Source organism: Wolbachia endosymbiont (group A) of Sturmia bella (genome assembly GCF_964030905.1).
Taxonomy (GTDB): Bacteria; Pseudomonadota; Alphaproteobacteria; order Rickettsiales; family Anaplasmataceae; genus Wolbachia; species Wolbachia pipientis.
In genome coordinates, this window is record NZ_OZ034988.1 from 896,469 (window position 1) to 918,359 (window position 21,891).

Consider the following 21,891-nt stretch of genomic DNA (forward strand, 5'->3'; position numbering starts at 1 on the left):
GCGTTACCTACTATCCGAAGAGCGATGCAACAAAGCCATCCCAGTGTCTGGGCACTGGGATGACATCTTTTTTCTTGGTACAAATTACTCTTATATCTCAATGTTCGTACAGTTAGTGCGTGACACTTGTATCTTTATGATGTGAGGCATTAGAGCTAAAATACCTCACAGGGAGGATGAAGCTGATGCGACACTAATGCCATTAAGCCAGATTTTGCTTCCCTCCCATAGAGTTAAAGACTGAACAGTATCTTTTGGAATTATATCCCGTATTACAAGGTTAGTCTAAACTCTCAGTTTATTTATAGTCTTGGAGGCAATTTTATGCAAGTAAATGCTATTTTGGGTGTGGATATTTCAAAAAAGAAATTTGATGTTTGTTTGTTAGTGGACAGTAAAAAACGACACAAAGTCTTTCAAAATAATCAAGATGGTTTTGCAAAACTTGTAGTTTGGTGCAACGGCCATGGAGCAAATCTTACTCATTTATGTCTTGAAGCAACTAGTTGGTATGGAGAAGATTTGGCTACTTTTATGCACGATTTAGGACATAATGTCAGTATAGTAAACCCAGAAAGCTTTTGGCAAAAGTGAGCTGCTCAGAAATAAGACAGATAAATCAGATGCAGCTATGATAGCTAGATTTTGTATCGCCAACAAACCTGCTCTTTGGAAGCCCATTGCACCTGAAATGAGGCATTTGAGGGAGCTTTACCGTTGCATGCAATCGCTAAAAGATGATAAGGTGCAACAGACAAATCGCTTGGAAAACAAAAATATGCATTCCAGTTGCAAAGAAGCTATATCTAAAGTAATTTTGGCAATAGAGGAGCAAATTATTGTTCTCGAAAAAGAAATTAATGAGCATATAAATAACTATCCACATCTAAAAAATATGGTGGAAAACCTTAAGACTATAAAAGGTATAGGATATCTTACTGCTGTTGCTGTTGTCGCAGAAATGCCATCAGTTGATAACTTTGACAATGCTAAACAATTTACAGCTTTTGCTGGTCTAAATCCAGGACATTATCAATCGGGATCGTCAGTAAGTAAGAGAAGTTGCATATGCAAAATAGGATCTGAGCGTATTCGAAAAGCTCTTTATATGCCAGCTATAGTAGTCAAAAACCATAATAATCATTTTCAAAAGTTTTGTCAGCGTCTAGCAAGTAAAGGCAAATGTCCAAAAGTCATAGTTCTTGCGTTAATGCGAAAATTAATGCATGTCTTTTTTGGTATTCTTAAAAATAATCAACCATTTAATTGTAATTTTGTTGGATAATTTGTTTGACAGCAGAAACAGTATCTGGGATCTAAATTTTTTATGCGAAACCATTATGTTTATATACTTGTAGGCCCAAGTTCCTCACATAGTGAACAAAAAAGTAAATGAGATTCCAGTGTCACGCGCTGGAATGACACCTACCCCATGAGAACTCTATTTTTCATACCACTCATTTATAAGTTTATTGATATCAGAATCTATAAAATCCTTTAATGGTTGCCTGATTTTTATCTCAACATTTTTAGGGATGCACCTATCTTTACATATCGCATAATTTATATGGAAGTTAAGGTCAATATACCCTTGATTTAAAAATATATTCATCTTAAAGGGAAATAATACCATATCCTCATATACGTTACTTACAAACGTCTCTCTCCCTACTTTATCTTTATGTTCCTTTGGAATAGGCCAGTGAATATTTATATCTGATGCATTACCTTTGTAACTAATAGACGTGGGAAGGCCAAAATCTCCAGGATCTTTATAATATATGTGCCAGCCTGGTTCTACTGTAACCTTTATTGCACCTTTAAGAGTGAAGCTTGCTTCATTTATCTCGCCAATAAGTAAATCAAATTTTGCAATTTCCTCGTCAGCATATAGTTGAGCGCAAGAAAAAAATAAAAATAATATTAAATATATATATATTTTCATTAAGGTAAATTTCTCCTTTTATAGAGAAAGTAATTTAGATTTTAATTATTATATTTAATAGTATTATATAGATTATTTATTAATATAGCATTATGCTATAGCTAAACTGACTTACGACAATCTGAAAAACGACAAATTCGTCATTCCGCTACTTGTTAGCGGAATCTATGCCGAGATACCGCGAATGAATCCACAACTGTACGAACATTGTGATTTTGGCCCATAAGGAGGGTGTCATCCCAGTGCTTGACACTGGGATGGCTTTGTTGCATCACACTTTATGAGATGGTGATTTATGGTAAATTCATGTAACTATCTCAAATTTAGCCATACCAATATCAGTGAATTTATTAAGCAAATAGCATTTAGTTCTTTTTCTCGATTTATCTCAGATTTATTCCTAAAACTAAATCCGAATATTTGCTTTAATCTTGAGAAAAACCCTTCAATATAAGATCTTTTCCCATAATTTACTTCTTTTTTCCATTCTTTCATGCCATCTTCACCGTATAATTTTATTAACCTAATAGCAGCATTCCTGTCAGACATATAATCTATTTCTGGATGTTCTGCCGCATTGTTTATTGGTGGAATTTTTGTCTTTATATCATATTCGTTACACAACTTATAAAACTTGTGCCTATCACATGCTCTATCTGCATATAGTGCTTTTATGGCATGCTGAAAATCAACTTCTTTTAGCAAATCACAAGCTCCATAGTGATCAGCCGTTACTGTATTTTACAGCTATGGCTTTTTTGTTGTTTATATTCAACATTACGTGCAATTTTCTCGTTTGCTCATAGCCACGATATTTTCTGTCAGTGCTATTTTCCTTGCTGTGTGTTGTTGTATATACTAATTCCTGTACTGTCTATAGCAATTTCGATATCTTCCATATTAGAGGTTGTCCGGAAACAAGTAAAAGGCTATAATATCTGAAATTTTAGTACGGGGTAAAGATGAGAAAAAAGTATCCAACAGATCTAAGCGAAAGGGAATGGGCAAGAATAGAAAAACACTTCAGAGTATCATACAAGAAAGGAGGAAGGCTGCCAAAGTATAGCAAAAAAGAAATATTAGAAGCAATTTTCTATGTATTGCGTACAGGGTGTCAATGGCGGTATTTACCAAATGATTTTCCGCTATGGAAGACTGTGTATGAGCAGTTCAGGCAATGGAAGAAGCAGGGAATTTTTGAGAAAATGAATTATGAAATTACAAAATATAGTAGAAGAAAAATAGGAAGGAATGAGCAGCCGAGTGCCTGTATAGTAGATAGTCAATCTGTAAAGACTACAGAAAAGGGGGGATCAAAGGCTATGATGGAAGTAAAAAAGTAAAGGGTAGAAAAAGGCATATAATTACAGACACTCAGGGTTTTATACTAGGTTGTTACGTAGGCGCTGCTAACGAAAATGATAGAGATGGTATTAAAATAGCATTAAACAATATGAGAACAAAATATACTAAAGTTAAAAAAATGTGGGCTGACATGGGATACCAAGGAAGAAATTTAAAGAATCACACAAAGGAAGAATATGACATAGATATTGAAATTGTTAAAAGGCCTCCATGTAGATTTTGGGTGCACAAAGATACGCCACCTGAGCTACTACCAACAAGAGAACAAGGGTTTAAAGTACAGCCAAGAAGATGGGTTGTAGAAAGGACTTTTGCTTGGGTTAATAGGAATAGAAGGCTATCGAAGGAGTATGATTTACTCACAACATCCACTGAGAATTTCATATACCTAGCTATGAGTAGGGTTATGTTAAAGAGGGAATATGCTTGAATTTACTAGTTTCCGGACAACCTCCTATAGTATTTTCTAAAACGAATGATAAACGTCTAAAATGGTATTACCAACTAAAAGGTGTAAGTTTGTACATTGATGCATTAGAGGTCTGAGGCGACTTTTGATGGTGTGCCAACAATGCTCTATCGGATTTAGATCTTACTATTACCCACAAATATAAATGTTTGTTGCATAGCTCTTAATGGCATAACTTTTGCTTGAAATAACTGTTTATATGGTGCAATTTACAGCTTTTAGTTGCTAAAATTATAACTCTTAGTTTAATAATTTTAATCTAATAAGCTTTCAGGTTAATAAAATTAAATTATTTGAGTAAATACAATACTATGTTTTTATTTGTGGGTAATAGTAAGGCTTAAAGCAAAATGTAGTACGAACGGTAGGTGGATCTAAAAGATCGAATTACAATCCTGTATACAGCATTTTGCATTATTGTTTGATTATATTTATAGGTACAAAAATGGCTAGAATAATTTTCATGGGAGTAGATGTTTCCAAGGAAGCATTGGACATCTCAATTAATGGCAAGCATAAGCGCATAGCAAACGTGAGTGATGCTATATCTAAGTTTATAGAAACAAATATAGTCGATTTACCCATCAAGTTATGTGTAAGCTGGTGGCTATGAAAAGCTCATTATAAAATTGTTGCAAGATAACTGTCCATAAAGCTCACCCGAATCGGGTATATGCATTTGCCAAAGCTTGCAATCATTTTGCAAAAACTGACAAGTTAGATGCTAAATTACTGGAAAAATACGCTGAATTTGTCAGTAAAGACGGTGAAGTAAAAGGATGTATAATTTCACAAAAGCAAGAGGAATTAAAGGAGCTGGGGGCAGTTGAGCGTAATTTAAATGATGCAATTCATGCAAACAAGTGTCGCCTGCAAAGTGCGACGGGAAAAGCTAGAGAATACATAGAAAGACAGATAGGGTTTGCTGAAAAACAATTGAAAGAAATTAGGCAAGACATAGAAGACGCAATAGCTGAATTGAAAGGAAAAAATGAGCTTTTAATCAGCTATAAAGGTATTGGATCAAAGACGGCGAGCGTTCTACTGACAGAGGTGCCTGAGCTTGGTAGATTAGAGAATAGAGAAATTGCATGCTTAGTTGGAGTTGCACCTAAAACTAGTGAAAGTGGAAGAAAAGTTGGCAAAGCTCAAATCAAAGGAGGCAGGTTTTATGCAAGGAAAGCACTATACATGTCAGCTCTTGTTGCTATGCGCCACAACAGAAAAATGAAAGCGTTTTATCAGCGTTTGGTTGATTCTGGCAAAGCTGCTAAGGTTGCATTAGTTGCTGTCATGAGAAAAATTATCGTTTGTTTAAATGCCATGATAAAAAATAACAACTTTTATCTTGACTCTTAAGACGGTAGATGACAGACCATTGATTGTATGGGTTCCATCTGTTATATATAATCTTTTTGAATACGAAGAAAACTGATGAATGAGTATGATATTACGGTTATAGGTAGCGGTCCTGGTGGTTATATAGCGGCAATTAGGGCGGCACAGCTTGGGTTTAAAACTGCAATTGTGGAAAAAGAAAAAAATTTAGGCGGTATATGCTTAAATTGGGGATGTATACCAACAAAATCACTGCTTAGAGCATCTGAGGTTTATAGGCTAATAAAAAGATCAAAAGAGTTTGGTATAGAAGTAAAGGGAGCGAATTTTGATATACAATCAATAGTGAAATACTCAAGAAACGTTGTTGATAAATTGTCAAGCGGTGTTGCATATTTGATGAAAAAAAATAATATCAAAGTTCATCAAGGTTTTGGTAAACTTGCAGGCAATGGTACTATAAAAGTCGTTAGCGATAAGGAAGAACAAGAAATTGTTTCCAAGCATATCATTTTAGCAACAGGCGTGAGGGCACGGAATCTGCCTGGAATAGAGGCAGATGGAGATTTAATATGGAATGCGCAGCACGCTATGACTCCAGAGAGATTACCAAAATCGCTACTAATTATAGGGTCTGGTGCAATTGGAATAGAATTTGCAAGTTTTTATAGTACTTTGGGGGTTGATGTAACAATCATAGAGATAAAGAGCACTATTTTGCCGCTGGAGGATAAGGACATTTCAGATTTAGCACAAGAAATATTCACAAAACAGGGGATAAAAATATATACAAACAGTAGCGTAAAAGCTCTTACTAAAAGTAAAGACTCTGCTCAAGTGCTACTAAGTAGTGGTGAGAGCAAAGAATTTGAGAGGGTGATTGTTGCGGTTGGAATTCAAGCAAATATTGAAAATATAGGTTTAGAAAATACAAAAATTAAATTAAGCCCTTCTGGCTTTATTGAAACGAATGAATGGTATGAAACTAGTGAATCAAATGTGTATGCAATAGGTGATGTAGCTGGCCCACCATGTTTAGCACATAAAGCGAGCCATGAAGCCGTGATCTGCATTGAAAAGATTGCTGGTAAAAATGCTCATGCGTTAAAAAAAGAATGCATACCAAATTGCACTTATTCTCATCCACAAATAGCGAGCATCGGCCTTACTGAGGAACAGGCAATAAAAGGTGGGTATGATATAAAAATAGGAAAATTTCACTCTAACTTTAATGGTAAATCTGTTGCACTCAGTGAAACTGAAGGGTTAGTGAAAACGATTATAGATAAAAAAACCGGAGAAATTCTGGGTAGCCACATGATAGGTGCAGAAGTAACGGAGTTAATTAGCAATTTTGCTCTTGCAAAGCAACTAGAAGGAACAGACTTCGACATAAAATCTACGATTTTTCCTCATCCAACCATTTCAGAGATGATACATGAATCAGTGCTTGCTGCAGATGTTAAATAGTTGAACTAACGTTCCATCGTTTTAGAGTTGTCAATGTCTTGAGTAGTAGTTTGATTAGGCACTTTAGTTTCAATAGATTGATTACCACCAGCATCAGAATTCTGTAACTCTTCTTTCAATCCCTTAGCTGCTTCTTTAACTTCAAGCTTTGCCTTTGGATGAAGATCTTCTGGGCCTTTTCCTTTAGTATCCAAACCTTGTTGTAGATTAGTGCTTTTCATTTTATTATGCTGCTCGTGCTCAGGTAGGTCAACGACCGAATTGAAAAGAATTTTTATTATATTTTTTAGCAGTTCTAAAAAACCTCCGCTTCTGCCTTCTCTTTGTTCTTGAGGTTTATTTTTCTCATTAGGTTCTTTTTTACTATTACTTTTAGGCATTTTTAACTCAACTATCATAACGCTTAATAAAATTCTACGTGCAAATTGTTAAATAACAGTTAACAATCTAGGATTTATTATTTACAGATGGATATTATTTTAGCAACAGGTGGCACAGGTGGGCATATCTTTCCGGCCATAGCTTTAGCAAAAGCACTAAAGACACAAGGATACAATTGCATATTATTCACTGATAAAAAAACAAATAAAAATACCGACATAGAAAGCTACACCTTACCATTACGTAGACCAAGCAGCAACAAATTTAAGTTTTTCCTTTTCTTGATATACAGCTCTATGTTAGCACTGTATCAAGTAAGAAAATTAAAACCAAAATCGGTCATTGGTTTTGGTAGCTATGCTTCTTTTCCAACTCTTCTTGCAGCAAGAGTTCTTTCTATACCTATAATTTTACATGAACAAAACACAGTTTTAGGGAGAGTAAATAGATTCTTTTTCAAGAGTGCAAAATTAATTGCAACCAGCTTTCCGGAGACTAAATATGCAGAGGGCAATAAATGTATTTTTACAGGAAATTTTGTTGATATAAAAGCACAGAGCCATTCTAGCACTGAGAAAATCCTAAATATATTGGTCATAGCAGGCAGCCAAGGTGCAAATTTTTTTGATGATGTAGTAAGCAGCGTAATTTGTGATTTACCTATTAAAATGAAAAAGAAAATTAGAGTGACGCAGCAATGTACGAAGAAAAATGTAAACAAGGTCAAAAGTCTATACAAAAGTGAAAAGATCGATTGTGAATTGAGTGAATTTTTTGATGATATGGAGAATAGACTGGCCAATGCTCACTTGGTAATTAGCAGAGCAGGAGCAACTTCAATAGCAGAGATCACTCTTGCTAGGCGTTCTGCTATATATATTCCTTACCCTTACTCAAAAGATAATCACCAATTTTATAACGCAAAATATATTGAAGACTCGAGAGCAGCTATAATAGTTAAGCAGAATAGTGAAGCAAAAAAAAATCTAACAGAGGTACTATTTGATCTATTAAATAATTCTCAAAAATTGCGTGATATGACCAATAGTACAGAAAAAACAGGGATAAAGAATGGGACTACTGAGTTTGTTAAGGTGATTGTTCACAGGTTTAGTTGATGGCTGCTTGCTTTTTCTTCAAACACGTCCCAAAGATCCTTTTCTAGCGATATATTATACAATTTATTGATATAAACTACTCCCGTGGGTGAAGTTGTGTTAATTTCGAGCAGGAAGTCATCTATAATATCAATACCAACAAATATTAGCCCTCTTTTCTTTAATTCAGGACCAATTTTGTTACATATTTCATTGTTTCTATCGTTCATTTGAGCGGGCTCAAAACTTGCTCCAAGTCGCATGTTTGTTCTGATCTCTCCACTGATTTTTGGAATTCGTTTCATTACACCAATTGGTTGGCCATAAAGTAGCAATATTCTTTTATCTTTATCTATGTTTTTACAAAATGATTGTGCAATCACAGGGCATTCGTATTTTGCTATCATGAGATCCACTACTACTTGAATACTATTCTCATCTTGTATTCTTATCACATCGTTTCCTCCATAACTATACAATGGCTTCAGAATAATATCTTGATAGTTGTAGTAGAAATCTCTAATCATTGATATATTTTCAGTAATCAAAGTTGGCGGAATTAGTTCTGGAAATAATGAAGTTATCAATTTTTCAGGACAATTTCTTATTTCTGTTGGATTGTTAATTACCAATGCGCTAGTTTTTTCTAAGATATATGTTGTTGTAATGTAACGCATATCAAAAGGTGGATCCTGTCTGATAAATATGATGTTCATTTCATTCAAGTTGATAGCTACATCTTTTTTGGAGATAAAACTAAAATCATCAACGCTGACTTTCTGAGCAAAAGCAATTGGATAGTTTAGCTTTAGTGCTAAATTATCAGGAGTATAAACAAAAATTTCATACCCCCTCCTTTGTGCTTCTTTTATTAGCGCAAATGTAGTATCAGTTTCAAAATTTATATTTTCATCCATCTGAAAGGCAATTTTCATTTATGTTCTCTACCTATTGTCACAACTGTACAAATGTTATAATTTGAAAGCGATTTTTGCCTAATGGCGTAACTTACTGTACCTGTATCGTACATAACTTACAACTTGTTTTACTCCCTTTACTTTTCTTGCAATTGCTATTACAGCTTTTAATTCCGCTTTATTTTGGGCTATACCCATCAAATAAACAACTCTATCAACCGTATTAACGCTATAATTAATTGACTTAATATTTCTTTTTCCCAGGAGTCTTGTTCTTATTTCCGCTGTTATCATGCCATCTACAGTGGTGTCTAGCATGGAAGCCATTTGAATTGGTATTACTCTTATTTCATTTATCACTTCTTTAATTTCTTTTTGCTGCCAAGCTATTTTTTCTGCTGTAAGTTGTTTTTCAGGAGTGTCAACACTTCCAATGAGCAATACTCTTCCTTCACTTACTTTAACCTTTATGGATGAAAATAGCCCATGTTTTAAGAGCCCCTTATTAATTCTGATGACCATAGTCGTATCATCAATGATATTTCCCAAGGATTTGTCCTGCATTGTTATTGCTGTTGCTGCCGCTGTAGCCACCACACCACCTATTATAAGGGTTGTGCAACCACTTTGTGTAATCAAAAAAATTGCGAGTAAGAAGCTTGTTATTAATCTCATTATTGATTTTCAGGGTTTAGAGCTTTCATTAAGAAATGTTAATAAGCTTTTTTGATTGTGTAAATACCATAAATTAAGTAAGACTTTAAACCTTGAATATTTTTAATGGAATACCTATAATAGGGTACTAAAAATTTCTTGCGGATATGGCGGAATTGGTAGACGTGCCAGGTTTAGGTCCTGGTGAGCTTGCTCGTGGGGGTTCAAGTCCCTCTATCCGCACTTTAAAGTCATGTAACTTAGGTTTTAAGGGAAAATTTATAATCACTAAATACACTTTTGTTTGTGTAAAAACCTATTCTTAAGGATTGTGTTTAACTTAAATTCTGGTAAAATGACTCTATTAAGATATGAATTAAAATGTTAATAAATGAATTATGATGTCTAATAATATACCTCAAAATACAGTCGAAGTAAGTAGCGTATATACCTACAAAGAGCTTAGTATAGATAAACTAAAGTATGAGTATGAAATCACAGTTGGTAGTGATTATATAAAACAAAAGGTAAATTCCAGGTTGCAAGAGATAGCAGAAAATGCAAAATCACCTGGATTTAGGGCTGGAAAGATGCCCTATGACCTTGTTGTTGCAAATTATAAAAACGAGGCTTTGGAATATGTGATAAATAATACAATTGATTATTGCTCAAGTGATTTGATGAAAAAAATTGAAGTCAAGTCTCACATTTATCCTAAGGTTGATGTTATATCATTACCAGATCTGGGCAAAGAAAATGAGGAGGGCAATTTTGTATACAAGCTATCTTTTGAGTCGATGCCTGAAGTACCAGTGATAGATCTTGACAAAATAAACTTAAAGAAAATTGAAGCAAAGATTGAAGAGGAAGATATAAAAGAATTTATTGATTCTATTAAAACAAAGTTCCCCAATTTCGCCTCTGTTGATGATGCTTCTTATCAAGCGAAAGATGGGGATAAATTGATAATTGATTTTGAAGGGCGGATTAGGAATAAGCTCTTTCAAGGTGGAAGTAGCAAAAATTTTGCCGTTAATTTAGGGTCTGGCACATTTATTAATGGTTTTGAAGATCAATTAACTGGTATGAAAAAGGGAGAAACAAAGAACTTTAAGTTGAAATTTCCTGAAAATTACCAAGCCATTTCCCTTGCAGGACAGGAAGCTGATTTTTCTGTGCGAGTTAATGAGATTCAAATTGCCAAAGATTTTGAAAATGATGATGAAATAGCTAAGAGTATTGGGTTTAAAGATTATTCTTTGCTAATAAATCATGCAAAAAAAATGATTGGTGATCAGTGCACCGAAATGAGAAATCTCTTAATTAAAAAGGAGCTGTTTGATTATTTGGATGCTAATTATAGTTTTGATTTACCCACAGACATAGTAAAACAGGAGCAACAAAGAATGGAAGGAGAATTGGGTGCTCAAAATGATTCTCGTAAAGAAGCTGAAAAACGTGTAAAGCTTGCTATGTTATTTATGAAATTTAGTGCAGAACATAAAATATCATTAACTCAAAATGATGTTTTGAGTGTTATTGTAAATCAATATGTCAGTAAAGATGTGCAATTTGACAGAGTACTTAAGCATTTTGAATCAAATAAACAATTTCAAGAATTAGTTAGAGGGCAAGCGCTTGAGTATAAAGTGACAGATTATATAATAGAAAAAGTTAGTAAAGAAGAGCAGATTGTTTCTGTGAAAGAATTAAAGGAATTATTTGATAATATTTAATAGGGAAAGGTATGACTCTTATACCAATTGTAGTTGAACAAACTAGTCGCGGTGAGCGCGCTTATGACATATATTCAAGACTAGTGAAAGAAAGAATAATTTTTGTAACAGGTCCTATTGAAGACAATATGGCCAGTGTAATAGTAGCACAGCTTTTATTTTTAGAATCGGAAAATCCCGATAAAGACATTTGTATGTACATCAACTCACCAGGTGGTGTTGTAACTGCTGGTTTGTCGATCTACGATACAATGCAGTATATAAACCCAGACGTTTCAACTTTATGTATAGGTCAAGCTGCGTCTATGGGTTCTTTATTGCTTGCAGCTGGTACAAAAGGTAAGCGCTACTCTCTACCTCATTCAAGAATTATGATACATCAGCCATCTGGTGGTTATCATGGTCAAGCAACTGATATAGAAATACATGCTAATGAAATTTTGCGGGTTAAGAAAAAACTAAATCAAATTTATGAAAAACATACTGGAAATTCACTGAAGAAAATTGAAGGAATGATGGAAAGAGATAAATTCATGGATCCTGAAGAAGCAAGGAAAATTGGCTTAATTGACAGGGTGATAGCTGAGCGTACAGATATTGAAATTGAAAATATTAAAGTTAAACAAAAGGTGGGTTAATGGATAACAATAATGATTTACACTACTGTTCTTTTTGCAACAAGGCGCAAGATGAAGTAGATAAATTGATTACTAACTCTTCGGATGGTTTAAAGGTGTTTATTTGTAATGAGTGCATAGAATTATCCCATAAAGCAATAAGTCAAAAGAAAGATAGATCTTTTAATTCAGATCGTATATCTGATATGAAGCTATTACTAAAGAAACCTGAGGATATAAAAAACTTTCTCAGCAAGCATGTTGTAGGTCAAGAACACGCGCAACACGTTTTATCTGTAGCTATGTATAACCATTGTCAATCCATGGTACAATTTCATGCTATAAGTGATATTGAAATCGAGAAGTCAAATATAATGCTTATTGGTCCCACTGGTTCTGGTAAGACTTTGCTAGCCAAAACACTTGCTAAAGTTTCAGATGTGCCATTTGCTATGGCTGATGCGACAACTTTAACTGAGGCAGGTTATGTGGGTGATGATGTAGAAAGCGTGTTGTCGCGTTTATTACAAGCTGCAAATTATGACGTTGTAAAAGCACAGCGTGGTATAGTGTTTATAGATGAAATAGACAAAATTACAAGAAAATCTGAAAGCACTTCAATAACCCGTGACGTTTCAGGTGAAGGGGTCCAGCAAGCTCTGCTTAAGATTATGGAGGGTACAGTTGCTTATGTTCCGCCACAAGGAGGGCGAAAACACCCACAACAAGAGCTTATACAAGTGGATACTAGTAACATACTGTTTATTTGTGGAGGAGCTTTTGAAGGCCTCGATAAAATTATTGAAGCGAGAAAAAAGGGAACGTCAGTTGGCTTTGGAGCAGATATAAGTCAGTCTAAAGAGCAAAAGAAAAAGAATGCTTTACATGATGTTCAACCTGAAGATTTAATCAAATTCGGTTTAATACCCGAATTTGTAGGGCGGGTTCCAATAACTGCTGTTTTAGATGAGCTGGATCATGAAGATTTAATACATGTGTTGACAGAGCCAAGGAATGCACTAATAAAACAGTACAAAGCATTGCTTGCGTTTAGCAAAGTAAACCTTGAGTTTTCAGATGAAGCAATATCAGCTATTGCTAAAAAGGCTATAAGCTACAAAACAGGTGCAAGAATGTTACGTGCTATCTTGGAGTCACTTTTGCTTGACATTATGTATACATCTGGAAACGGAGGCTTTGAAGGTAGCACTATAGTAATCACTAAGAAAATGGTAGAATTAGGAAAAGCAACGGTTAATCATAATAACAATGGCAATGTTATAACGGTTAATGATTAATTTGAGGCATATATTATGAACATTGAACGTGCTGTAAGCTCTAGTTTTACTGCATTGCCAGTATTACCTTTAAGAGATGTAGTAATTTTTCCAAATATAATGGTGCCTTTATTCATAGGCAGAGAAAAATCTGTTAATGCACTAGAGTATGCAATAAGTAGTAGTAATCACCAAAATGAGATTTTTCTTGTAGCACAGAAAGATGGCTCTGTTGATAATCCAGAGCCTGAAGATCTTTATGAAGTAGGTGTGTTAGCAAGCATTGTACAACCGTTAATAAAATTACCTGACAATGCAGTAAAAGTTATAATCCGGGGGATAAGAAGGGGAAGAGTTGTAGAATATATTAGCTCTCATACTTTATTACAAGCCAGGGTAGAGTTAGACAATTATTATAAAGAAGATGAAGACAATATTGATTTAGAAGCTTTAAGGCGGTCTGTTGTAGACGCGTTCGATAGCTGGTGTAAGCTAAACAAGAAAAATCAACCCGAGGTTGCCATTAACTCCATTGATCAAATCAAAGAAGTTGATCAACTTGTAGACACGGTAGCTTCACATTTAAATATAAAAGTATCAGATAAACAAAGTATACTTGAGGCTTATGACCCAGAAGAGCGTTTAAAAAAAGCTTTTGCTTTTATTGAGAGAGAAATGAGTATTTTGAACGCACAAAACCGTTTATATAAGACAATTAAATCGCAAGTTGAAAGCACTCAGAAAGTTTACTACCTTAACGAGCAATTGAAAGCTATACAGAAAGAATTAGGCGAATTTGAGAATGGTGATGAAGGGAATATACTCAATGAATTTGAAAAAAAGATAAATGAAACAAAGCTTTCTCAGGAAGCAAGAGAGAAAGCTATAACTGATTTGAAGAGATACAAGAAAATGAATCCCATTTCTCCTGAAGCTACAGTTATATCTAGTTACTTGCATTGGTTGCTTGAGTTGCCATGGGGAAAGTACAAAGATGCAAAAATTAACTTAAATGCAGCTAAGAAAATCTTAGATGAAAATCATTATGGCATAGAGAAAGTAAAAGATAGAATAATAGAATTTTTAGCGGTATTAAAAAGAGTAAAAGAGATAAAAGGTCCTATACTTTGCTTAGTTGGACCGCCAGGTGTTGGTAAAACTTCTTTAGCTAAGTCTATGGCAAGAGCAGTAGGAAGAGATTTTGTTCGCATAGCTCTTGGTGGTGTGCGTGATGAGTCTGAGATACGAGGGCATAGGAAAACTTATATTGGCTCAATGCCTGGTAAAATCATTCAACACATGAAAAAAGCTAATTCATGCAACCCGCTTTTTCTGCTTGATGAAATAGATAAGATGGGTTCTGATTCGCGTGGCGATCCTGCGTCTGCATTACTTGAGGTTTTAGATACTGAGCACAATAAACACTTTACGGATCATTACTTGGAAGTTGAGTTTGATCTTTCAAGTGTAATGTTTGTAGCTACGGCAAACAGCTTAAATTTACCACATCCTTTGCGTGATAGGATGGAAATTATACAATTGTCCGGGTATACTGAAGATGAAAAAATCAGTATTGCTACACACCACCTTATTCCGAAGTTAAAGAAGGAGCATGGTTTGTATCAGAAGGAATGGGACATAACTAATGAGGCGTTATACGAGTTGATACGTTTATATACACGTGAAAGTGGTGTGCGGAGTATGGAAAGGGAGCTTGCAAAGCTCATGAGAAAGGCAGTTAAAGAAATATTGACTGATAAAAATAAGAAAATATCCGTAGGGGTTGACAATTTACAAGATTATTTAGGGGTACGTAAATATACCTTTGGCATTGCGGAAAATGAGAGTTTAGTAGGAATAGTAACTGGGCTCGCCTATACTGAAACAGGTGGTGATATTTTGATGATAGAATCAGTCCTAATTCCGGGCAAGGGAGAAATAAAATACACAGGAAAGCTTGGAGAGGTTATGCAAGAATCTATAAAAGCTGCGTATAGTTATATTCGATCAAATTGTTTGTTTTTTGGTATAAAGCCCGAAAAATTCCAAAATAATGATATACATTTGCATGTACCTGAGGGTGCTGTACCAAAAGATGGCCCTTCTGCTGGCGGCGCGGTATGTACGTCTATTGTTTCTCTTATGACAAATATACCAGTTAACAAAAATGTTGCTATGACAGGCGAAGTGACATTGCGTGGTAGAGTTTTAGCTATCGGGGGCTTGAGAGAAAAATTGCTTGCAGCGCTCAGAGGATCAATCAAAACTGTGATTATACCAAGTGAAAATGAGAAAGATATGCAAGAAATTCCGGCAAGCATCAAAGAAGGGATCAACGTAGTTTTTGCTAAGAATATTGATGAAGTTATGAAAGTTGCTTTAATGCACCCTACTACTCCAATTAATGGTGATGATAATCAAAATAGTGTGCCTTCCTCTATAGAAAATAAAGATGATACTTTTCCTATATCGGAAACATTGAAGCATTAGATTAAGAAAATATTATCAATCTCCATTTCTCTTTTATCCGGCAAGAATCTACCAACTTGTGCATTCCATAAGGATATGACTTGCTTTGTTGTTATGTCATTCATATTTTTTACTTATTCTATCTCCCAGTTTTATTCAAGTAGATGATATATTATAATAGTCCTTTTCATGGAAACCTTTTCTGGTAGATTGCTTTCTAGAAAAACCTTGGTCAAGGTGCTAACTGTGGTTTATAATAATATAAATCATATCATAGTTGATTTGCGTTTATCAGAGCTGGAGTAGAGGTATGTTTTATCTTACAAATTTTTTGCCTATTTTACTGTTCCTATTTCTTTTTGTAGGAAGTGGTATATATTTTACTATTCTTGGCGTGTCAAATGCTTTTTATCAGTTATCTCCACTGGTAGCCATTGTTCCTGCCATAGCTCTGGGTTGGGTTTTATACAAGGGCAATACTGAAGAAAAAATGTATGCCTTTCTAGATGGGGTAAGAGATCGTAATATTATCACTATGTGTATCATTTTCTTACTTGCAGGTGCATTCAGTGAAGTAACTAAAGCAATCGGTAGTGCTGATGCCACAGTTAATTTGGCTCTTTCATTTATACCAACACAATTTTTACTCATAGGATTATTTTTTGTAGCAGCTTTCATCTCCACTGCTATTGGTACATCAATGGGCACCATTGCAACAATTGCTCCTATTGCAGTTGAACTGACACAAGCTGGGATTTCTCCTTCCTTAGGAGTTGCAACCGTTGTAGGAGGAGCAATGTTTGGCGACAATTTATCTATTATCTCTGATACTACAATTGCATCTGTGATGTCTCAAAAGGCTGATATAAAGAAAAAATTAAAACTGAATGCAAAAGTGGCACTAATTGCTTCTATATTCACAATAATTATATTATTTTATAGCTCAAGCAATAGTGCTGCTATTTCAGTTAAGGAGTATTCTTTATTGCTTGTGACTCCTTACATAATACTTATATTGCTTGCAAACTTTGGAATAAATGCATTTACGGCATTGGTTTTAAGCATAACTTTTGCTGGAATCATTGGATTTATAAATAACAACAATCATGGTTTATTGTTTTTAAGCCAAAACATCACCAAAGGGTTTATGAGTATGCATGAAATTATGCTACTGTCATTGATGGTTGGCGGGCTTTCAGGACTGGTAGGTAAAAATTCTAAGGAGCTTGCAGATAAACTTTCATCTTGGGTTATGATACAACGTGGTGGACAAAAAACTGCGCAATTATTTATTGCAAAAATAGTCAGCATATTTGATATTTTACTTGCAAATAACACCATCGCTATAATTTTTAGTGGTGAAATTGCTAGAGATATTGCTAAGAAATATGAAATACCGCCTCACTATAGTGCAGCATGGCTAGGCATATTTTCTTGTGTATTTCAAGGATTAATACCGTATGGCGCTCAATTGCTTTTGGCTAGCACTATTGCTGGAGTTTCACCTTTGGCAGTCGTGCCACACGTATACTATTGCTATGTTTTAGGTATTATTGCAGTGTTATATATTGTATTGAACAAAATTGAGAAAAAAGATTGTGCTTAATATACAAGACAACGCTCCGCTCTGTAGAAAATGGATGTTCTTGGCAGTATGTGCTCTTGCTTGCTCTGGGTTACTGTCAATAATTGTTATTTTTCTACGATTGCCTTTTATCTCCTCTCTTGTTCCTTCTGCACAATATATTTTTGATAATGCGCTGGTAATACACGTGAACTTGTCAATTTTAGTGTGGATGTGCTCTATAATATCTCTGCTCTTTATCATAAACCTACAAAATACCAATAGTTGGTTTAACTTTTCATGGGTTCTATCAACCCTTTCGATGCTGCTCATGTTTATATCCGCATTCGTTCCAAACACTGAAGTTATCAAAAGTAACTATATTCCCGTATTACAAAACAAATTATTTTTACTTGGACTCAGTTTATTTATTGCCAGTATATTAGTAAATACAATGCTAGCATACACATCAAAAAAAGAGGTTTCATTTCTCTCTGTTGGGCAAATTGGGCTAGTTATTATACTTGTATCGTCATTTCTTTGCTTTGTTTTAGCATATAATAATATGCCTCCAGGTCTATATCACTCAGATAATAATTTATTTTACGAATATCTCTTTTGGGGAGGCGGACATTTATTGCAGTTTGCTTTTACTCAAGGAATGTTTTTAGTCTATTTAATAATGCTAAGTTCCAATGATATTAGTTTAGCTTCAAACAATAAAATTACTATTTTACCACTATTTATAAACACGATTTTAGCTGTAGGCGCACCGTTTGTATATTTTGTTTATCCAGTTGATAGTGCCAAGTTAATACAGTTTTTTACTTGGCATATGAGGATTGCTGGAGCAGTTTTGCCGTGCTTTTTGATAATATTAGTGTGCTACAACATCAGAACTTTTATTAATGATAAAAGCAACTATTTATTACATTCATTTTTGTTGTTCACTTATGGAGATGTGCTCGGAGTGTTGACTATTGAAGGTAATGTCACGATTCCTGCTCATTATCACGGTTCTGTAGTTGGTATCACTATAGCTTTTATGAATTTTGTCTACTGGATGTTACCTAAATTAAACTTTAAAGAGATAAAAAGTTCCATGGTAAGATTACAGATTTATGCCTACAGTATAGGGCATTTTCTCCATATCACTGGCCTTGTGTGGCTTGGTGGATATGGTGCTTTAAGGAAGGTTGCAGATCTGCCAAGTATTTCGTCAATGTTAGCACGCACGTGCTTCATTATAGGTGGCGCTATATCAGTTGTTGGTGGAATGTTGTTCGTAATAATTGTGCTTTTACATCTGTTAAAAGGCAAAGCGCGTACCAACTGACCCATAGAAACAAAAAAAACTTCCTTGACAAACTCCGCCAGCCCCCTTATCATGAAACTGAAGCTATTTATTTATCTTCTCTGTACAGATTAAATGACAAAAAAACTCACGTATCTGGCGTCCCATGTTTAATTTTTTGCACTATGTGCACCTTATGTCTTTATAAAATTTCTAAGTTTTTACCTAATATAAGCTGAAATGCGCTTATAAAGCATTTAAAACATCAAAAAACGCCGATTTAAAAAATGGATAGTGAATAACTAGCTACCCTAGGGTTTCTTTTGCCTTTTTTTCTGTTTAGTAAATTTCTTAATGTTTATAATTTAGATTAGTTGCGGCTTAAAAGCAACTAAATCGCGGTTATTAAGCGTTTAGAATAAAAAAACGCCATACTTGAAAGTATAATGTAAGTAATTAGCCAACCACGGGGCTTCTTTTGCCTTTTTTTTCATTTGGTAAATTTTTTAATATTTATACGGAAGGTAGCGCGTGACGCTGGAACCCCAAAAAAAGGATGATGTCATCCCAGTGCTCCTTTTTTTGTCATCCGAGTAGCTGACACTGTCCTCCTTTGTCATCCCAGTGCCCAGACACTGGGATCCAGCATTTCACGCAATCCCATCAAGAACGTTGTATTTTACATAACACTTTTATGCTTACCAACTTAATAAAATTCCTGGATCCCAGTGTCAGCTACTCGGATGACAAAAAAAGGAGCACTGGGATGACAGGAGAGGGAGACTACTTGGATGACATCATAGGGGCACTGGGATGACACCATTCTTTTTCCTGGATCCAAATAGTCAAGGCACTGGAATGACAAAAAAAGGAGGCACTGGAACGACAAAGTGGAGTGTCTGCTTCTGTCATCCTATGATAGCTAAAAAGACCTGGTCACGCGCTGGAATGACACCGAAGGGGCTACTGCCCTCTTGGATGGAGACCAGTGTCAGCTACTTAGATGATACCTTTTTTCTACTTAGTTTAGGTTATGCAGAAGTCTAATACAATTATAGAACAAGCTTAAAAATTCTGGTAAAGTAGTTTTATTTACAAAGAAAGAATATGCTACTTGAAATTGAAAAGCGCAGCATAACAAATGCATTGTGGAAGTTGCAAGAAGCAGATCAAAGGCAAATCTTAACTCTTACACAGAGATTTGAGTTACCAGAAATATTAGCAAGAATATTGGTTACTCGTGGTGTTAACATAGAAAATGCAAGCGACTTCTTATATCCACTAATCAGATCGCTATTACCAGATCCCTTTCACCTTCTTGATATGGATAAAGCTGTTTCTCGTATAATACGGGCAATAAAAAATGATGAAAACCTTGCAATATTTGGTGACTATGATGTTGATGGTGCAACGTCGTCAGCATTGATTAACAGGTACCTGAGAGCAATCGATATACACTCTATAATCTACATTCCAGATCGTGTTGATGAGGGTTATGGATTAAACACAGATGCTTTATTACAACTTAAAAAGAATGGAATTGATTTATGTATTTCCGTTGATTGTGGTACGCTTGCATATCAACCAATAGAAGATGCAAAGGCTTTTGGTCTTGATATTATAGTTGTTGACCATCACCTTGGTACGGAAAAATTACCAAGCGCCGTAGCAGTTGTGAATCCAAACCGCCTTGATGAGAGCTCTCCTTATAATAACCTAGCAGCAGTTGGAGTGTCATTTCTGCTAATTGTTGCTCTTAATAAAAGCCTACGTGAGCAAGGATTTTTTACCAACAAAAAAGAACCAGATTTATTTGATCTGTTGGATTTGGTTGCCCTGGGAACTGTCTGTGATGTTATGCAGATCACAGGCCTCAATAGAGCACTTGTCTCACAAGGATTAAAAGTTATGTCAACAAGAAAAAACGTTGGCTTGCGTGTTTTATTTGATGCTTTGGGAATCCTTGAAAAACCAAGTGTTTCTCGATTAGGGTTTAGTATTGGGCCATGCATAAATGCTGGAGGAAGAATTGGAGAAGCATCGCTTGGTGCAAGGTTGCTTTCCACCGATGATGATGAAGAGGCACATTCAATCGCGCTAAAATTAATAGATTTGAATAATGCAAGAAAAGTGTTAGAAAATGAGGCTCTCTTGGAAGCTACAGCACAAGCGGAAAAGTCTGCCCAATCAGGTGCGAATTTTATAATGATAAGTGGCAATTGGCACCAGGGAATAATTGGTATAATTGCATCAAGGCTAAAGGAGCAGTTTCACTTGCCAACAGTAGTGATATCTTTAAATAATGGAATAGGAAAAGCAAGCTGTAGATCAATTTTGGGAGTTGATATCGGTGCTGCAGTCCTTTCCGCAAAGTTTATAAATTTGATTATTGAAGGTGGTGGCCATAGTATGGCGGCAGGATTTTCAATTAAAGAAGACAAAATAAATGATTTGCATGATTTTTTTACTGAAAGATTTTCAAACTCTATAAATGAGAAAACTTTAAAAGCTGATAGTATAGTAACTGCTAAAGCAATAAACTTATCTCTGTGGAACCAACTGCAACGCTTGGGACCATTTGGAGTTGGAAATCCTAAACCAAGGTTTATTATCCAAGGAGCAAAGATAAGAAAGCCTGAAGTTATAGGAGTTGACCATATAAAATGTTTTATTGCTGATGATAATGTTATGGTAAGAGCTATTGCATTTCGTTCTGCAAATACTCATCTTGGCTCTGCTATCATGCAGGGTAATGTTAAAGCTATTTTGGGTAAAATCTCTATGAATTACTGGAATGGCAATGAATTTGTACAATTTTTAATAGAAGATGTATTGACCATAAGTTGAGTGTATCTGTTCAGCAGAGTGGCAAAATAGGTAGACAAGATAAACCAAAAAATCGAGAAAAAGTGAGTTTACAACAACTGGTGTCATGAAATTATCTGACACTGATTTCCATCCAAGAGGGTGTCATCCCAGTGCTCCTATAATGTCATCCCAGTGCGTGACACTGGGATGACACCCTACTTAACCGTCATACCGCGATTCATTCGCGGTATCTCTTAGCCGCTAACAAGTAGCGGGATGACGAGCTTATCGTCATGCCACTGCGAACCGTCATACCGCCGCGAACCGTCATACCGCGATTCATTCGCGGTATCTCTTGTTAGCGCCGCAGCGGGATGACGAGCTTATCGTCACGCCGCCACGAACCGTCATACCGCCGCGGCGCTAACAAGAGATCCCGCTAACAAGCAGCGGGATGACGGTTGTCGTTTAGCCATAAACATTAAAAAAT

General features: G+C 35.3%; 16 protein-coding genes, 1 tRNA gene and 3 pseudogenes. 15 read left to right on the forward strand and 5 right to left on the reverse strand.

Annotated features, from left to right (window positions below):
- Positions 1–324: 324 nt before the first annotated feature.
- Positions 325–1,285, forward strand: a pseudogene (locus tag ACQH3L_RS04135) (IS110 family transposase).
- A 156-nt stretch (positions 1,286–1,441) separates the two neighbouring features.
- On the opposite strand, the gene ACQH3L_RS04140 reads toward ACQH3L_RS04135, so the two are convergent.
- Positions 1,442–1,945 (reverse strand): protein-disulfide reductase DsbD domain-containing protein, encoded by a 504-nt coding sequence (locus tag ACQH3L_RS04140; RefSeq protein WP_015589109.1) that lies wholly within the window; start codon positions 1,943–1,945, stop codon positions 1,442–1,444.
- A 304-nt stretch (positions 1,946–2,249) separates the two neighbouring features.
- Positions 2,250–2,850: pseudogene (locus tag ACQH3L_RS04145) on the reverse strand (transposase); the annotation flags it as partial.
- A gap of 57 nt (positions 2,851–2,907) precedes the next feature.
- On the opposite strand from ACQH3L_RS04145, the gene ACQH3L_RS04150 reads away from it, so the two are divergent.
- The 3 genes and pseudogenes from ACQH3L_RS04150 (at position 2,908) to lpdA (ending at position 6,587) form a co-directional block, all read left to right on the forward strand.
- Positions 2,908–3,740, forward strand: a protein-coding gene (locus ACQH3L_RS04150; RefSeq protein ID WP_425384643.1) for an IS5-like element ISWpi1 family transposase whose coding sequence is annotated in 2 segments (ribosomal slippage) — positions 2,908–3,277 and positions 3,277–3,740 — 834 coding nt in all. Because the reading frame shifts where the segments join, the coding sequence is not laid out codon by codon here.
- A gap of 484 nt (positions 3,741–4,224) precedes the next feature.
- Positions 4,225–5,138, forward strand: a pseudogene (locus tag ACQH3L_RS04155) (IS110 family transposase).
- A gap of 75 nt (positions 5,139–5,213) precedes the next feature.
- Positions 5,214–6,587, forward strand: coding sequence for a dihydrolipoyl dehydrogenase (lpdA, locus tag ACQH3L_RS04160; RefSeq protein ID WP_010962518.1), 1,374 nt, complete (start codon positions 5,214–5,216; stop codon positions 6,585–6,587).
- Positions 6,588–6,592: 5 nt separating this feature from the next.
- On the opposite strand, the gene ACQH3L_RS04165 is transcribed toward lpdA, so the two are convergent.
- Complete coding sequence (locus ACQH3L_RS04165; protein WP_006279962.1) at positions 6,593–6,985, reverse strand: hypothetical protein; 393 nt, start codon at positions 6,983–6,985, stop codon at positions 6,593–6,595.
- Positions 6,986–7,054: 69 nt separating this feature from the next.
- Here ACQH3L_RS04165 and murG point away from each other — a divergent pair, with 69 nt between their 5' ends.
- Positions 7,055–8,086, forward strand: a complete 1,032-nt coding sequence (murG, locus tag ACQH3L_RS04170) for an undecaprenyldiphospho-muramoylpentapeptide beta-N-acetylglucosaminyltransferase (protein ID WP_007549072.1) — start codon at positions 7,055–7,057, stop codon at positions 8,084–8,086.
- On the opposite strand, the gene gshB is transcribed toward murG, so the two are convergent.
- Together gshB and ACQH3L_RS04180 are read right to left on the reverse strand one after the other, a co-directional pair.
- Positions 8,071–9,000 (reverse strand): glutathione synthase, encoded by a 930-nt coding sequence (gene gshB / locus ACQH3L_RS04175; protein WP_038198626.1) that lies wholly within the window; start codon positions 8,998–9,000, stop codon positions 8,071–8,073. The genes murG and gshB overlap by 16 nt on opposite strands.
- Before the next feature lie 60 nt (positions 9,001–9,060).
- Positions 9,061–9,657 (reverse strand): BON domain-containing protein, encoded by a 597-nt coding sequence (locus ACQH3L_RS04180; RefSeq protein ID WP_010962515.1) that lies wholly within the window; start codon positions 9,655–9,657, stop codon positions 9,061–9,063.
- Between the two features lie 140 nt (positions 9,658–9,797).
- Here ACQH3L_RS04180 and ACQH3L_RS04185 point away from each other — a divergent pair.
- The 10 genes from ACQH3L_RS04185 (at position 9,798) to recJ (ending at position 21,440) form a co-directional block, all read left to right on the forward strand.
- A tRNA-Leu gene (locus ACQH3L_RS04185) sits at positions 9,798–9,879 on the forward strand.
- Positions 9,880–10,037: 158 nt separating this feature from the next.
- Positions 10,038–11,372, forward strand: a complete 1,335-nt coding sequence (gene tig, locus ACQH3L_RS04190; RefSeq protein WP_010962514.1) for a trigger factor — start codon at positions 10,038–10,040, stop codon at positions 11,370–11,372.
- 11 nt (positions 11,373–11,383) lie between these two features.
- Positions 11,384–12,010 (forward strand): ATP-dependent Clp endopeptidase proteolytic subunit ClpP, encoded by a 627-nt coding sequence (gene clpP, locus ACQH3L_RS04195; RefSeq protein ID WP_006280254.1) that lies wholly within the window; start codon positions 11,384–11,386, stop codon positions 12,008–12,010.
- On the forward strand, positions 12,010–13,287 hold the full coding sequence (gene clpX, locus ACQH3L_RS04200; protein ID WP_425384644.1) for an ATP-dependent Clp protease ATP-binding subunit ClpX: 1,278 nt from the start codon (positions 12,010–12,012) through the stop codon (positions 13,285–13,287). The genes clpP and clpX overlap by 1 nt, the downstream gene beginning before the upstream one ends.
- 15 nt (positions 13,288–13,302) lie before the next feature.
- Positions 13,303–15,756 (forward strand): endopeptidase La, encoded by a 2,454-nt coding sequence (lon, locus tag ACQH3L_RS04205; RefSeq protein WP_138264758.1) that lies wholly within the window; start codon positions 13,303–13,305, stop codon positions 15,754–15,756.
- Positions 15,757–16,045: 289 nt separating this feature from the next.
- Positions 16,046–17,341 carry a Na+/H+ antiporter NhaC family protein gene (locus ACQH3L_RS04210; RefSeq protein WP_425384645.1) on the forward strand — a complete coding sequence of 432 codons (1,296 nt, stop codon included), beginning with the start codon at positions 16,046–16,048 and terminating at the stop codon, positions 17,339–17,341.
- A gap of 34 nt (positions 17,342–17,375) precedes the next feature.
- Positions 17,376–18,635, forward strand: a complete 1,260-nt coding sequence (locus tag ACQH3L_RS04215; RefSeq protein ID WP_010962509.1) for a cbb3-type cytochrome c oxidase subunit I — start codon at positions 17,376–17,378, stop codon at positions 18,633–18,635.
- A gap of 652 nt (positions 18,636–19,287) precedes the next feature.
- Positions 19,288–19,410: a hypothetical protein gene (locus tag ACQH3L_RS04220; RefSeq protein ID WP_425384646.1), complete on the forward strand. Its 123-nt coding sequence runs from the start codon at positions 19,288–19,290 to the stop codon at positions 19,408–19,410.
- Entirely contained in the window at positions 19,407–19,640 is a 234-nt protein-coding gene (locus tag ACQH3L_RS04225) for a hypothetical protein (protein WP_010962507.1), read from the forward strand. The genes ACQH3L_RS04220 and ACQH3L_RS04225 overlap by 4 nt, the downstream gene beginning before the upstream one ends.
- A 60-nt stretch (positions 19,641–19,700) precedes the next feature.
- Positions 19,701–21,440 (forward strand): single-stranded-DNA-specific exonuclease RecJ, encoded by a 1,740-nt coding sequence (recJ, locus tag ACQH3L_RS04230; protein WP_425384647.1) that lies wholly within the window; start codon positions 19,701–19,703, stop codon positions 21,438–21,440.
- Positions 21,441–21,891: the final 451 nt, after the last annotated feature.